We start from the raw sequence: 14,025 nt of genomic DNA on the forward strand, positions 1-14,025 counted from the left end.
CCCGTCGCCCCGGCGGAGGCCGGCATATGACTTGGCGAGCCGGTCGCCCCGACACGCAACGGCCCCGGCCTTCGCCGGGGCGACGGGTGTGGCGGCGCGCCCGCGCTTGCTTATATAGGCCGCGCCCGCATAAGCGGGTGCAATTCAACTCTATGGTGAAGTCGTCACGATGTCCGAAATGTTCCGAATCACGCTGCCCGACGGTTCCGTCCGCGAGGTAGCCCCGGGGACTACCCCGGCGGACATCGCCGCCGCGATCGGGCCGGGGCTCGCCAAGGCGGCGATCGGCGCGCGCGTCGATGGCGAATTGCGCGACATCACGCGCCCGTTCGAACACGATTCGCAGCTCGCGCTGGTGACGACGCGCGACGAGGCCGACGCGCTCGAATTCGCGCGCCACGATTATGCGCACATCCTTGCCGAGGCGGTGCAGCAGTTGTTCCCGGGGACGCAGATCACTTTCGGCCCGTCGACCGACGACGGCTTCTATTACGATTTCGCGCCGAAAGATCGCCCGTTCACCGAGGAGGACCTGCCCGCGATCGAGGAGGCGATGCGCGCGATCATCCGCGCCGACAAGCCCTTGAAGCGCGAGGTGTGGGACCGCCAGACGCTGATCTCGCGCTGGAAGCAGCAGGGCGAGACGTTCAAGGCCGAATGGGCCGCCGAACTGCCCGGTGACGAGCCGCTGACGGTCTATTGGTCGGGCGAGGACTGGCTCGACATGTGCCGCGGGCCGCACCTCGCCTCGACCGGCAAGCTCGATCCCGACGCTTTCAAGCTGACGCGCGTATCGGGCGCATATTGGCGCGGCGACCAGAACAACGCGATGCTCAGCCGCATCTACGGCACCGGCTGGCTCAACAAGAAGCAGTTGAACGAGCATCTCACCCGGCTGGAGGAAGCCGCCAAGCGCGACCACCGCCGCATCGGCGCGGACATGGACCTGTTCCACCTCCAGTCCGAAGCGCAGGGCTCGGTGTTCTGGCACCCCAAGGGCTTCGTGCTGTGGCGCGCGCTGGAGGCGTATATGCGCCGCCGGCTCGACGCGGCGGGCTATGCCGAGGTCAAGACGCCGCAGTTGATGGACGCGCGCCAATGGGAGCAGTCCGGCCATTGGGGCAAGTACCGCGAGAACATGTTCGTGGTGCCCGACGAGATCCCCAACGCCGAGGAGGAAGGCCCGATCCTGTCGGGCAAGGCCGATCTGATGGCGCTGAAGCCGATGAACTGCCCGGCGCACGTGCTGATCTTCCGCCAGGGCATCAAATCCTATCGCGACCTGCCGATCCGCATGGCCGAATTCGGCTGCTGCCACCGCAACGAGCCGCACGGCGCGCTCCACGGCATCATGCGCGTGCGCCAGTTCACGCAGGACGACGCGCATATCTTCGTGCGCGAGGATCAGTTGATCGGCGAGGTACGCGATTTCTGCGAGCTGCTCGACAGCGTGTACAAGGATCTCGGCTTCGAGGATTATGCGGTCAAGCTGGCGCTACGCCCCGACAAGCGTTTCGGCGACGATGCGATGTGGGACAAGGCCGAGGCGGAACTGCGTGAGGCGGTGCTGCAATCGAACTTAAGCAACGCCATCAAGGACCGCTTCGAGGAGCTGCCGGGCGAGGGTGCCTTCTACGCGCCCAAGCTCGAATTCCACCTCACCGACGCGATCGGGCGGACGTGGCAGGTCGGCACCATCCAGTCCGACCGCGTGCTGCCCGAGCGGCTCGATGCGTCCTATGTCGGCGACGATGGCGAGCGGCACCGCCCGGTGATGCTGCACCGCGCGATCCTCGGCACGTTCGAGCGGTTCCTCGGCATCCTGATCGAGCATCACGCCGGCCGTTTTCCGCTGTGGCTGGCGCCGGTGCAGGCGGTGGTGGCGACGATCGTGTCGGACGCGGACGGCTATGCCGCCGAAGTCGCGCGCAAGCTCAAGGCGGCGGGGCTGCGCGTCGAGACGGATCTGCGCAACGAGAAGATCAACTACAAGGTGCGCGAGCACAGCCTTGCCAAGGTGCCTAACCTGCTGGTGGTCGGCAAGCGCGAGGCGGAGGAGGGCACCGTCGCGCTGCGTCCGCTCGGCGAGGGCGCCAAGCAGGAGGTGCTGACGCTCGACACGGTGATCGCGCGGCTGGTCGCGGAGGCGACCCCGCCCGACCTGCGCTGAACGCAACGAAGCCGGCCGAACCCCTCGCGGTTCGACCGGCTTCGCGTGCCGTCGGGTAACGATCAGAGCCGGTATTTGAGGCCGATCTGCACGATCGGATAGACGCGGTACTTGTCGAGCGTGTTCTGGACGCGCAGCCGCTCCTTCTCGAGCTGCGCGATGAACAGCGCATTGTTGGCGAGCCCGCCGTTCGCCCGATAGTCGCGCAATTGCAGCGCGCCCTGGAACAGCGCGCCCGCCTCGGCGGTGACGGTAAGGCCGCGCCGCAGCGTTCCGCCATAGCCGAGCGTGACTTGCGGCGCGAAATTCTTGGTCTCGACGTCGCCAGTGATCGTGCCGATCTGCGCAGGCGTGAATTCGACCCCGCCGATGCGGGTGTTGCTCATCGGCGTGGCGTGGAGCCGGCCCGAATTGCCGTTGGCGCGTGCGCCCCCCGACAGGCGGAAGCCGCCGCCGAACGGATAGACGTCGATCGAGGCGCCGCCCGACTTGAGATTGGCGGTGCCGTCGTAGCGCACGTCGTTCGACTTGACGCTGTGGCTGAACGACAGGAACGTCGCGTTGGCGCGCACGCCGATCGTTTGATTGACCCGGTAGCCGAGTTCCGGCCCGACACCAAGCGTACCCCCAGTCACGCCCAGGCTGAACCGGCCGGGCTTCGGCGCGGGTTCGTCCTTGGCGGCGGCAGGCTGGGCAAGCAACGACACGGCCGCGAGTGCCGCAGCCCAAAACACCGACTTCATGAGACCCCCGTCCGGCTTGTCGCTGCATCGAGGCGAGCGACGGTAAGCAAGTACGCATTCACTATGCGCGTTGACGACGATTCGCGATTTCGGAGATGTACTTAACGCAGTCGCCCCGAGCCGGCGCGCAGGCTTTCGTCAACATATCGCGCTGTGCCGGACCTGTGGCGGGAGCTTGCGTGCGTGCGACACGTCCGGCCCTGCAACGACCGTGATGCCACGCCGCCCGCGCCGGCACACGGCAGGCGCGGGGTCGCTCCGCGGGTCTTAACCTGCTCGTATCCTTTGGCTTGTACGCGGGAAGCGTGCTGAAACATCCCTCAAGACTTGCCCGGGCGACTCGCTACGATGTGCTGGCGCCGATCGTTGGCCTGGCGTGCGCGGGGCTGGCGCGAAACAGCATGTCGGTCGCGACAGGCGTTCTCGTCGCGACGGTCGTCCTCTGCGCCTTGATGAACTTGCGCCTGCATCGGACGATCGCCGCGGCGGCGGAACGCCTTTCTTCATCCACGTCGAAAAGCCCGCTGGCGACGTTCTCGCTCGAAGACGACATCACCGACCTCGAGGATCAACTGGCGTCCGTCAACCATCGCCTGAACGTGACGCACCCGGTAAGCGGCCTGCCGTTGCGCGAGGCGCTGCTGACCCGGATCGATGCCGATGCGAGCGGCGTCCTCGGCGTCGTCGCGTTCATGGATTTCGAAAGGGTGGCGGCGTTCGATCCGGCGAAAGGCGAGCGTATCTGCGCGGTGCTTGCCGCTCGTCTGGCCAAGATGGTGCCCGCCACTCGCTTTCTGGCGCAGGTCGACCGTAACCAGTTCGCTATATGGTTCGGCTCGGGAACGGCTGAAGATGCCGCGAGGACGGAACTCGAAGCGATGTGTTACGCGCTGACGGATACAATTCCCGATGGTGATCGGGATGTCGAGCCGCAGTTGAAGCTGCGACTTGGCACGTATGATCGAGCGACCGAGGCGAGCGCGTCGATCTTCCTGGTCCGCACCTTGGCGCTGCTGGCGCTTCCGGAGCAGTTTGCCGCGCAAAGCACCGTCATGGTCGATCCGGTCGAATTCGCACGCGATCGTTACGACCTCGAACAGGAGTTGCGGCAAGCGATCGCGCGTCGGGAATTCTCCCTGGAGTTCCAGCCGCTGGTGGATGCCGGCGCCGGGCGCGTGTGCGGTGCCGAGGCGCTTTTGAGGTGGCGGCACCCGGAACGCGGCTTCGTGTCACCGGCGCGGTTCGTACCGCTCATGGAAACACTCGGGCTTGCGGGCGAGATCGGCGCATGGGTGATGAATGCGGCCGTTCGGGAGGCTGGCCAGTGGCGTGAACGCGGTTTCAACGACCTGCGCATGGCGGTGAACGTATCGGGCGCTCAACTCGATAACGACGACTTGCCGGTGCTGGTGCAACGGACCTTGCAGCGGCACGGCCTTACGGCCGGCTGTCTGGAAATCGAGCTGACGGAAAGCGTCGCCACCAACAATAATGACCACTGCCGGCGTGTTTTCGGGCAGTTGCGCGAATTGGGCGTCAAGCTTGCCGTGGACGATTTCGGCACCGGCTTCTCGGGGTTCAGTTCGCTGCGAACGCTGCGCTTCGACAAGATCAAGATCGATCGGGAGTTCGTCACCGATGTCGATACCCGCATCGACAGCCAGGCGATTTGCCAGAGCATCATCGCTCTGGCGCGCGGCCTCGGCATACGCGTGCTCGCCGAAGGCGTGGAACGGCAGGCCGAATATGCCTGGTTGAGACGGCACGGCTGCCATCATTTCCAAGGCTATTACTTCAGTCGGCCGCTCGACGCCGACCGTTTCGCGGCTTTCGTCCGCGACACGCGCGGTCTGAACAGGCTGCTGTCACTCAGTGGCGGCGAACACAATTCCGGTGAGAGGCTCAGTGCATGACGTCGCGTAATCAGACGGGGTGGACGATCGTGGCAGCATGTGCCGTGTCGCTCTCGGCCTGTTCCGGAAGGGCACCGCATCCAGGCGCCGCGCCTCCTGCCCCGACCATGACGACTGCCAACGAGGTCGAGGCGATCGCCGATCTTCTCGAACAGGGCAAGGAAGCGGCCGCGCGCAAGCAGCTCGGCGCGTTGCTCAAGCGTGAACCGGCCAACGCTTCCGCGCATCTGCTCAAGGATTCGATCGAACAGGATCCAAAGCAACTGCTTGGACCGGATAGTTATCCCTACACCGTCCGGACGGGCGATACGATCGTCGGGCTGGCGCAACGCTTTCTTGGGAACCGACTCAAAGCGTATCAGCTCGGTCGATACAATGGCCTGAAAGCGCCCTTCGTGCTTACCGAAGGTGAAATCGTGCGCATACCGGGAGACCTTCCCAAGGCGGAGCCGGCCCGCCGTCCCGCCCCAGTGCAAGCAGCCCCGAGCCCGAAGCCGGCAAAGCCGAGGTCCGCCGCAAAGCCCGCGCCCGCCGCCCCCGCAAAACCCGTCGCCAACCCCGCCGCAGCCCGCGCTGCGCGAACCGCCGGACTGGCCGCGCTCAACCAGGGCGCCGTCCAGCGGGCAGTCGGGTTACTGCGCCGGGCTGCTGCACTTGATCCCGCCAATCCGCTGATCGCGCACGATCTTTCGCGTGCGGAACGGATCGCGGCAACCGTGAGGGCGCGAAAATGAGTTCGCTTGGCCGCTACATCATCGATTCCTGCCTCGGCGAAGGCGCGATGGCGGAAGTCTATCGTGCGCACGATCCCGAAATCAATCGACCGGTCGCCATCAAGGTCCTGAAACCCGATTACGCGCGAAGCCCGGAGATCGGACAGCGGTTTCTGCGCGAGGCGCGTGCCGCGGGTGCTCTCAGCCACGCCAACATCGCGACGATCTTCGATGTCGGCGAGAGCGATGGCGTGGCGTACATCGCGATGGAGCTGATCGATGGTCAGCCGCTCGACACCGCGCTGCTTCAGCATGGCCGGATGCCCTACGAACGCGTACTCGCGATCGGTCGCCAACTGGCGAGCGCGCTGGACTATGCGCACCGCGCCGGTGTCGTGCACCGTGACGTCAAACCCTCGAACATCCTGCTCTCCGCCGATGGCAGGACCGCCAAGCTTCTCGATTTCGGGGTCGCCAGGATTGGTGACGTCGATCAGCTCGCGCGCACCCAAGTGGGGCAGATGATCGGTACGCCGCGCTATATGAGCCCTGAACAGGCGCTAGGCCTGCCGGTCGATCATCGCTCGGACCTGTTTTCGCTGGGGGTGGTCCTCTATGAGATGATCACGGGCAAGGTCGCTTTCCCGGGAACGGCGCTCGCCACGCTTGCGATCCAGATCGCGCAGGAAAAGGTCGAGCCGATCGACCGTTCGACCGCCGACTGCCCGCCCGGCCTCAGCTTCATCATCGACAAACTCCTGGCCAAAAAGCCTGACCAGCGGTTTGCCGACGGCGGCGCACTCGAACGCGCGCTGGAGCGCGAGCTTGCGATGCATGTCGAGGCGCGCAGCGCGCGACGCGGCCTGTCGTTCCGGATCAAGCTGCCCCTCGTCCTGTCGGCGGTGACGGCGGCCGCCCTGGCGGTTTGCGTTACGTCCACGCTGTCTCGCGAGACCGACACGCTGGAACATATGGCGAGGACATCAGGCGGCTCGATCACGGCGTTCGTCACAAACAACGCGGCGGTGCTGGCGGCGGAGAATGCCGGCCTTCCCGACAGTCAGCAGGATTGGTCGGCACTTCAGGCGTTCGCCACCACGGCTGCCCGGGATCCCGCCATTCGCGATTTGATCGTCGCCGATACGCACAATGTGATCCGCGCCGCCGGCGATCCGAGCCTTATCGGCCGTCGCTATCATTCCGTGGCCGGCGAAGTGGTGATGCCATCCGAAGGCGCATCCGCCGTCAGCGCCGCCGCGGACAGCGGAAGAGGGGCAGGGTTACGCTTCGTCCACCCGATCACCTATTCCGGATCACGCTTCGGGACGGTCGATCTCGTGGTGCGCCGCGACGGCCTCGACGCGGCGATCGCTGGTGCGCGCACGTCGCTGCTTCTCCTGTCGCTTGTGGTCATGCTTGCGGTAGGCCTCGTCGGCTATCTCAGCGGTGCGCTTGTCGCGCGACCGTTGGCGCAACTGCGCCGCGCGCTCGACCAAGCCTGCGATGCTGCATTCGCGATGCGGATCTCGCATCGGCGCGGCGACGAGTTCGGCGCGACGTTCGATGCCTTCAATCGCGCGGCCGCAGCCGTGGAGCCTCGGCTCAGCCGCGAGGACGATGGCGAGGGGATCGTGCTCGCTACGCGGGTCGCCTCGTCATCCAGGCTGGCTGCATAAGGGCGTTCGCGATGTACATGCTTCAACTGTTCGACGTCGCTGACGAGCTTCAGCCACTCGATGCCCGTCTGCTTCGCGAGGGCGTGATCAGAATAGGTCGCGATCGCGCGGCGGATTGGACGATCGCCGATCCCGACTGCGAACTCTCACGCGCGCATTGCGAATTCGCCGTGCTGGCTGACGGGCTGTTTTTGCGGGCGCTGGGTGCCAACGGCGTGTTCGACGATGCGACCGGTGAGCGCTTTGCCGAAGCGACCGACGTCTGTGTGCCGGTTCCCGCGACGATCCGTTTCGGTCGGTTCCGCATGAAGGCGAGCCACGCTCCACATGCCGAGGACCGCCTCGACTCGGCAAGGACGATCGTGCTGACACCGCCACTCGGCGATTCGATCGCAGTCCCGGACAGCTGGAGCGACGGGGAAACGCCGACGGCGGGCGGCACCGGCTCGCTGCTGGAGGCGTTCTGCGAAGGCGCGGGTCTCGACGCCTCTCTGCTGTCGAGCGAGGATCCGGCCGAGATCATGCGGCGGGCGGGTGCTTCGTATCGCCAGATGGTTCTGGGCATCGGGGATTTGATGAGCGAGCGCGATCGCGCCCGCGGCCAATATAAATTGTCCCGCACCACGATCGGCGGAACAGGCAATAACCCGTTCAAATGGGCGCCGACGCAGCGTCTCGCCATCGACCTGTTGTTGGCGGGGTCGGGCAGCTTTCTGTCGGGCCCGGAGGCGCTGCAAGCATCGTTTCGCGACGTGAAACGCCATCTGATCGCCACGTTCGCGGGCCTGCATGGATCTCTGCGCGCCGCGATCGACAGCTTCGACCCGAAAGCCCTCGATAGCGCGCTCGAAGGACGGGGCTCGATCCTGAAGAGCCGGGCGGCGTGCCAGAGCGAGGAAGTCGCCCGGCGGCACGCGGACTTGACCGAGCAGCTCGACACCGGCGGCGGCGTGCTCGAACGGGCCTTTGTCGCCGCCTACGATGCCGCAGAGAACCAGTCCAAGTGAGTCTCTGGCAGGTGCATGAACGCGAGCCCTTGACGGTGCAGTCGGTTTCGCGGTCGCACGTCGGGCGTGTCCGGCTTATCAACGAGGACCGCGTTTTCGATTGTCCGGACCATATGCTCTGGGCGATCGCCGACGGAATGGGTGGACATAGCGGCGGCGACGTCGCCGCGCAGATGGTGGTCGACAGTCTTCGCGATCTGGTGAGGGCGTCCGGAGAGATCGACCCGGCGGGTATGCTCGCTGCCATAGAAACCGGCAATGCCGCTATCGTCGCGCGCAACTCGGCTCGGGGGACTGACGCTGGATCGACGATCGTCGCGCTTCATATCACCGGGACACGCGCGACGATCGCATGGGTAGGCGACAGCCGCGCGTATTTGATCCGGAACCATGAGTTCACACAAGTTTCCCACGATCACAGCGTCGTGCAGGAGTTGGTCGACGCCGGCTTGATCACCGCCGCCGCCGCCGCTCGACATCCTTCCGCCAATGTCGTGACGCGTGCTCTCGGAGTGTCTGATACGGTCGATATATCCACGGCAACTCTGGATCTGGTGATCGGTGACCGCCTTCTACTTTGCTCCGATGGCCTGTCGCGCTCTCTCGATACCAGGGCAGCGGATCAAGACCTTGATGCGTTCGCGGATACGTTGCTGCGCCACGCGCTCGAGCGCGACGGCAGCGACAACATCGCGTTCGTCTGCGTCGAAGCGCGTTAACGAAGCGCGGCTAGCAGCCTAAGCGGCGGCGCGATCGCAGCAGATCGCCTCGCGCTCGTAACGGACTGGATGGAGAGCGCGTCAAAGCCATCGGGGCCGGCGGCCAGTCGTTCGACGCTCGGGGCTTGAGGCTTCCGCACGATCTGGCGCCTCCATCGCCTGCGTGGTAGCTGGTCCGAATGGATGATACGATGATCGAGCGCTTAGCTGCCGCCCTTGCCGACCTGCTGAAAACGGATGGGGCTGCGCCCGGACCTGAGGGGGCGCGTGCCGCTGCGATCGAGCTGCTCAAGGCAATGCGAGAGCCGGGCAAGGGCATGGCCGAGGCGGGTGCGGAGGTTGTCCCCGGGGATGACCCGGCGAACCATGTCGAGGTGGCGAATGATGTCTGGCGCGCCATGATAGGGGAAGCACTCGTCCGCGACTTCGCGAAAGGGAGCGAGGCGGCGAGCGAAGTGTCGCGATCCGATACCGGACCCTCTTACGACGACGAGCAGATGCCACTTTGAACGGGTGCCCTTCACGGCTTGCCTGCTCTCCTGACTAGGTGTCGGCATGTCCGCGCAAGCTCACATGCCGAGCACCCGTTCAGGCCCATCCTCGTTCGGCTGGAGGCCGTGCCCGACTGGACCGGATCCGTTCAACATGGGTTGGCTTCAATCCTGCCGATCCTTCAAGTGCGTTCTCTGGCGTAGAAGTACGGCGGCGAGCACGGAAACCGCGCCGATGGCGGCGGCCTTCCGGGCAAGACTCGTCTTGTTGAACGCCAATTCCGAGCGGAAACCCATTTCCGCTGGGATGTTTGGCACCTGCGCCTTCGACAGATCCTCGACCACGCCCTCGACCACGTTCACCCGGTCTGCGCCAAGCAGCAGCAGCCAGTGCAGCCAATGCGATTCGCTCCAGCGGAAGGCGATGCGTCGCATCACGCCGCTGACCCCACTCGGTGGAACCGAGGTGCCGATCACGGCCGGCTGGCGGACATGCTCGATCGATTGCAGGATTTCCACGGTGGCCGGTTGCACCGGCGGCCGATCCCAGTTGCGCGTCAACCCGTGGTCCTGCGACTGATCGCGGATCGGGTAGGTCGGATCATTCCTCGGATCCGCATCGACGCCCCAGCCGGTTATGGTCGACGGATCGACGAGCCGGGGGCTCTCCGTCTTGCGGATGCTGTCGGTCTTGACGGGAAGGGCCATGGTCCGCTCCTGCTCATCCATTGTTCGGCACCAATACGGGCTTGATGCAGTTGTCCAATTTGGCGGCGAAAATGTGATAGGCATCCGCGACGTCGGCGAGCGGCACTTTGTGCGTGATGAGCGCCTTGGGGTTGATATGGCCGTTGCGCACATGTTCGATCAGGCGGGGCAGCAGCCGCTTGACCGAGGCTTGATTGGCCCGGATCGTGATGCCCTTGTTCACGACGTTGCCCATCGGCACCATGTTGCCCGTCGGCCCGTACACGCCGACCACCGACACGATACCGCCTTTCTTCACCGAGTTGATGGCCCAGTGCAGGGGGATTGCCGATCCGGCCTCGAGCTTCAGCTTGGTGCCGAACAGCGTGTGCAGGAAGTTGCCCTTGGCATCACCGCCGACCGCGTCGATCGCGACATCCGCGCCCAGACCGTCGGTGGTCTTCTTGAGGAAGACCACCACGTCGTCCACCTCCTTGAAATTATAGACTTCGGCTGGCCCGTAGCTCCGCGCGAACTCCAGCCGGTAATCGAGATGATCGAACACGATCACGCGGCCGGCACCAAACAGCCAGGCGCAACGGGCCGCCATGATGCCGATGGGGCCGGCACCGAAGATCACGACCGTGTCGCCCCGCTGGATCCCCGCCATCTCGGCCGCCTGATAGCCGGTCGGCACCACATCGGTGAGCAGCACCGCATCGTCCGGGTCCATCCAGTCGGGGATTACCGTTGGCCCGACATCGGCATAGGGTACGCGCACATACTCGGCCTGGCCGCCGTCGTAGCCGCCCGCCGTATGCGAATAGCCGAAGATGCCGCCGACCGCCGTCGCCTGCGCGTTGGACTCATGGCAATTGCCGAACAGCCCCTGCTTGCAGAAATGGCATTGGCCGCACGCGATGTTGAACGGCACGAGCACGTGATCGCCCGGCTTGAGATTCTCCACCTCTGGTCCCACCTGCTCGACGATACCGCAGAACTCATGACCGAAGGTGGTGCCTACGCGCGTGTCCGGCACCATGCCGTGATATAGATGCAGATCGGACCCGCAAATGCATGAGCGCGTTACGCGTACAATGGCATCGCGTGGATGAAGAATACGCGGATCCGGCTTTTCGGAAAGACGTACTCTGTACGGCCCACGGTAATCCATCGCCAGCATAAATCATCCTCCGTTACGACGCGAACGGTGGTGAAATATTCTTGTTCCAATGACTTACATAGATCAAGACGTTCTTGGGCGTACGGCAGGGGCGCTCCCGATGGATACATGTCGGATGAATGGAGGGCGGGGCTTCGCACTCCATTCATCAGGCACCCCACTCCGGGCCCTCCTCGTCCGGCTGGAAACCATCCGGGTCGAACGGTTCGGCTCCCCGCAGCGCCCGAGATGGCGCTGACGGCTGGCCGGATGCCGGCGGCAGCGTCGGTACGCCGCCGCCAAACCGCACGCGGATGAACGCCGACCCGCCGTCGATGCCCTGGAAGATCGCCGCCACGTCCTCACCCCGACGGATCCGCAACCCGACGTACGGCGCGCGCTCGGCGTTGACGTAGCCGATCTGCACGCCCTGCGGACTGAACACGGCAATGGCGTTCGCGTCGTGCTTGTTCCTGGGTTCCGGCACCAGCTGCACCGGCGCGCCCGGCGCAGTCATCATCGCCTCGGACCGGCGGTTGCTGCCGTTCGCGTTAGGGAAGTCGATGCCGACGACGGCGAGGGTCAGGTCTTGCATGAGGATGATTCAGCCGGCGGCGGCGGTTTGCGTCAGGATCAAGCTGGGATGGCCCGATCCGTTCCCTGAGGATCGTTTCAGGCCGCCGGCACCGCGACCTCCACCGACTTCGCCGCGATCTTCGCGACGACCGGTGTTTCGGTCAGAACCTCGCCATCGATCGACACCTTCAGGCGCGGCGTCGTAGTGATGCGGAATTCGCTGCCACGAAACTCCTGCGTGTGGGCGTGGCGGTTCCTCAGGTGGAAGAACTTCGCGTACCAGTCGGCGGCCAGCCGCGTGCGGCCCCGGCCCACCACCGCTTGGATCACAATCTCGCCGCTCTGGAGATGGGCGCTGTCGGACAGTTCGACGCCACCATGATAGCGACCGTTGAGGATGCGTACCTCCGTCGACCACATGTTTCTTTGCGTCTTGCCGTCGTCGATCTGCAACCGGAATGCGCGGAACCGGATCGAACAGCGCAGCGCCCACAGCAGGTAACCGGCGCGCCCGAGATAGCGCTTCAGCGCGTGCGGGACCGTTTCTCCGATCATCGCGGGCAGGCCGATCGACGCGCCATTCACGAAATAGTCGCCGTTGACTTTGCCGAGATCCACGCGCCGACGCGCGCCACCTGCGATCGCCGCGATTGCCCCGTCGAGATCGAGCGGCAACCCCAGCGTGCGCGCAAAGCTGTTGGCCGTGCCGAGCGGGAGGACGGCGAACACGCAGTCTCGCCCGACGAGCTCGTCGATCGTGCCGGACAGCGAGCCGTCACCGCCACCGACGATCACCATCGGCGCGCCGTCCCTCACCGCCTGCCTGACGAAGGTCGCAAGTGTCGTCGGATCTTCGACCGCATGCGCCACGCGCAATGTGATGCCGGCATCCTCCAGCTTGCGCTTCGCCTCGGCGAACAGATCCTTGCCCCGTCGTGAATGTGCGTTGACGATGAGCGCCGCCTCGCGCGGCAGGGAAGATGTGATCATGTATCGGGAACGTCCGACCGTGAATTTGGGTGCAGTGGCAACCGGCCATGATGTGACCCGTTAGTCCCGCATGACGCGAATCGCTCACCTGTCCGATATCCACTTTGGCGCGAACGACCCGAGGATCGTCGCTGCGACCGAGGCCTGGCTCGACACGCATCGTCCCGATCTGGTCATCATCAGCGGTGACTTCACACAGCGTGCCCGTGTTGCGCAGTTCCGCGAGGCCGCGGCGTATCTCGAACGCCTGCGCGCGGCCGGGCATAGGTTGCTGGTGGTGCCGGGCAATCACGACATACCGTTGTATGATGTGGTGCGCCGGTTCGCCGCGCCGCTCACTCGATACAAACGCTACGTCGCCGAAGATCTGTGCCCGTGGTTCGAGGATGACGCGGTGGCGGTGCTCGGCCTCAACACTGCGCGCTCGCTCACCTTCAAGGACGGGCGGTTGAACCATGCCCAGCTCGATCGGCTGCGCCGATGTTTCGCAGGCGTCGCGCCGAGCAAAACGCGCATTCTCGTTACACACCATCCTCTGTTCGCGATGCCGATCGGCGCTGGCGGCGAGCTGAGCGAAGCGATCGGCCGGCATGACGATGCGGTCTGGTCGGCTTGCGAAGCGGGCGTGCACATCGCACTGGCTGGCCATTTCCACCGCACCTATGCCGAGGCGGCGGCGAAGATGGTCGAACATGCCGGGCGCGCGCTGATCGTACAGGCCGGCACCGCCACCTCTACGCGGCTGCGCAACGACGAGCCGCAGAGCTTCAACTGGCTGAAGGTCGAGCGCAGCAATTTCGTCGACCTTCAGGTGGTCGCTTGGGACGGTGAGGCGTTCCACCGCGCGAGTCATGTCGAATTTCAGCTTACCAGTGCCGGCTGGTCCGCCGATGATGGCGCCACGAGCGGCGACACGCAATTCGCGCGCTGAACCACACTATTCCTGCGTCGCCGATGGGAACACGCCGGGAAAGCGGCGTCCGGAACGCGGAAGCTTTCTCACGCTGACCTGAAGCACCTGAGTGCAAGCCGCTGGATGCCCCGTGAGGATTCGAACCTCAATTAACGGAGTCAGAGTCCGTAGTCTTACCTTTAGACGACGGGGCAACGCGGGCTGGTCCCCTAGATGGCGCGCGCGGCGCTGTCAACCGGTGCGTGATCCGCTTGCCGCATCGGCG

13 protein-coding genes and 1 tRNA gene are annotated in these 14,025 nt (G+C 65.1%); 8 read left to right on the forward strand and 6 right to left on the reverse strand.

Features of this window, described 5'->3' with window-relative positions:
- Positions 1-169: 169 nt before the first annotated feature.
- Positions 170-2,170, forward strand: coding sequence for a threonine--tRNA ligase (thrS, locus tag AC3ANX_RS01195; protein WP_488335230.1), 2,001 nt, complete (start codon positions 170-172; stop codon positions 2,168-2,170).
- A 62-nt stretch (positions 2,171-2,232) separates the two neighbouring features.
- On the opposite strand, the gene AC3ANX_RS01200 is transcribed toward thrS, so the two are convergent.
- Positions 2,233-2,913: a hypothetical protein gene (locus AC3ANX_RS01200; RefSeq protein WP_488335231.1), complete on the reverse strand. Its 681-nt coding sequence runs from the start codon at positions 2,911-2,913 to the stop codon at positions 2,233-2,235.
- A 305-nt stretch (positions 2,914-3,218) separates the two neighbouring features.
- On the opposite strand from AC3ANX_RS01200, the gene AC3ANX_RS01205 reads away from it, so the two are divergent.
- The 6 genes from AC3ANX_RS01205 (at position 3,219) to AC3ANX_RS01230 (ending at position 9,450) form a co-directional block, all read left to right on the forward strand.
- Positions 3,219-4,826 (forward strand): EAL domain-containing protein, encoded by a 1,608-nt coding sequence (locus AC3ANX_RS01205; RefSeq protein ID WP_488335232.1) that lies wholly within the window; start codon positions 3,219-3,221, stop codon positions 4,824-4,826.
- Between the two features lie 107 nt (positions 4,827-4,933).
- Positions 4,934-5,560 (forward strand): LysM peptidoglycan-binding domain-containing protein, encoded by a 627-nt coding sequence (locus AC3ANX_RS01210; protein ID WP_488335233.1) that lies wholly within the window; start codon positions 4,934-4,936, stop codon positions 5,558-5,560.
- Entirely contained in the window at positions 5,557-7,215 is a 1,659-nt protein-coding gene (locus AC3ANX_RS01215; RefSeq protein WP_488335234.1) for a protein kinase domain-containing protein, read from the forward strand. The genes AC3ANX_RS01210 and AC3ANX_RS01215 overlap by 4 nt, the downstream gene beginning before the upstream one ends.
- Before the next feature lie 17 nt (positions 7,216-7,232).
- The gene (locus AC3ANX_RS01220) at positions 7,233-8,222 is read left to right on the forward strand and encodes a type VI secretion system-associated FHA domain protein (RefSeq protein WP_488335235.1); all 990 of its coding nucleotides are present in this window, start codon (positions 7,233-7,235) and stop codon (positions 8,220-8,222) included.
- The gene (locus tag AC3ANX_RS01225) at positions 8,219-8,941 is read left to right on the forward strand and encodes a PP2C family protein-serine/threonine phosphatase (RefSeq protein WP_488335236.1); all 723 of its coding nucleotides are present in this window, start codon (positions 8,219-8,221) and stop codon (positions 8,939-8,941) included. The genes AC3ANX_RS01220 and AC3ANX_RS01225 overlap by 4 nt, the downstream gene beginning before the upstream one ends.
- Positions 8,942-9,132: 191 nt before the next feature.
- On the forward strand, positions 9,133-9,450 hold the full coding sequence (locus AC3ANX_RS01230) for a hypothetical protein (protein WP_488335237.1): 318 nt from the start codon (positions 9,133-9,135) through the stop codon (positions 9,448-9,450).
- 147 nt (positions 9,451-9,597) lie between these two features.
- On the opposite strand, the gene AC3ANX_RS01235 is transcribed toward AC3ANX_RS01230, so the two are convergent.
- The 4 genes from AC3ANX_RS01235 to AC3ANX_RS01250 form a co-directional block, all read right to left on the reverse strand.
- Positions 9,598-10,161: a hypothetical protein gene (locus tag AC3ANX_RS01235; protein WP_488335238.1), complete on the reverse strand. Its 564-nt coding sequence runs from the start codon at positions 10,159-10,161 to the stop codon at positions 9,598-9,600.
- The gene (locus tag AC3ANX_RS01240) at positions 10,154-11,302 is read right to left on the reverse strand and encodes a zinc-dependent alcohol dehydrogenase (RefSeq protein WP_488335239.1); all 1,149 of its coding nucleotides are present in this window, start codon (positions 11,300-11,302) and stop codon (positions 10,154-10,156) included. Before AC3ANX_RS01240 ends, AC3ANX_RS01235 begins: the two co-directional genes overlap by 8 nt.
- 148 nt (positions 11,303-11,450) lie before the next feature.
- Complete coding sequence (locus tag AC3ANX_RS01245; RefSeq protein WP_488335240.1) at positions 11,451-11,876, reverse strand: HIRAN domain-containing protein; 426 nt, start codon at positions 11,874-11,876, stop codon at positions 11,451-11,453.
- 77 nt (positions 11,877-11,953) lie between these two features.
- A complete protein-coding gene (locus AC3ANX_RS01250) occupies positions 11,954-12,847 on the reverse strand; it encodes a diacylglycerol/lipid kinase family protein (RefSeq protein ID WP_488335241.1) in 894 nt (297 codons plus the stop codon).
- Between the two features lie 70 nt (positions 12,848-12,917).
- Between AC3ANX_RS01250 and AC3ANX_RS01255 the strand changes: the two genes are divergently transcribed.
- The gene (locus tag AC3ANX_RS01255; RefSeq protein WP_488335242.1) at positions 12,918-13,778 is read left to right on the forward strand and encodes a metallophosphoesterase family protein; all 861 of its coding nucleotides are present in this window, start codon (positions 12,918-12,920) and stop codon (positions 13,776-13,778) included.
- A gap of 102 nt (positions 13,779-13,880) precedes the next feature.
- On the opposite strand, the gene AC3ANX_RS01260 is transcribed toward AC3ANX_RS01255, so the two are convergent.
- A tRNA-Gln gene (locus AC3ANX_RS01260) sits at positions 13,881-13,954 on the reverse strand.
- Between the last annotated feature and the right edge of the window lie 71 nt (positions 13,955-14,025).

The organism is Sphingomonas sp. BRN-1R (assembly GCF_057748035.1).